Genomic DNA, 317 nt, shown 5'->3' with positions numbered 1-317 from the left:
CGAGTTTTATAAATAGCTTTATTATCGGCAATTAAAAACTCGGTGTTTTCATAATTTCTCGTAATGGTTTGTATAAACTTTATATCGTTTTAAATTTTAACATGGGCTTTTGTTTTCTGATTAAAATGAAAAAGGCCTTCGCGTGTACCTACTAAAATGTTGGTTAAGTCCAAACTCTTTAAACTTGTAGTAATGCTGTTGCTTTGAGAGAGGTTGTTGTATTCAAATAGAGACGTTCTGCCTAAATATTTATTAATTCCTTTAAAGGAACCAATCCAAAGATTACCATAATCATCAACCATATTTGATGATTATGG

General features: G+C 30.3%; 1 protein-coding gene. It reads right to left on the bottom strand.

What is annotated here, in order from left to right:
* Positions 1-89: 89 nt before the first annotated feature.
* On the bottom strand, positions 90-302 hold the full coding sequence (locus V6246_RS18205; protein ID WP_341561868.1) for a hypothetical protein: 213 nt from the start codon (positions 300-302) through the stop codon (positions 90-92).
* Positions 303-317 lie beyond the last annotated feature (15 nt).

Origin of the sequence: Algibacter sp. TI.3.09 (assembly GCF_038154905.1) — a bacterium.
Taxonomy (GTDB): Bacteria; Bacteroidota; Bacteroidia; order Flavobacteriales; family Flavobacteriaceae; genus Algibacter.
This window is presented reverse-complemented; position numbering and strand designations above follow the sequence as displayed.

Coding starts and splice junctions, on each gene's coding strand:
- V6246_RS18205 (WP_341561868.1), bottom strand. CDS start 302: ATGGTTGATGATTATGGTAATCTTTGGATTGGTTCCTTTAAAGGAATT.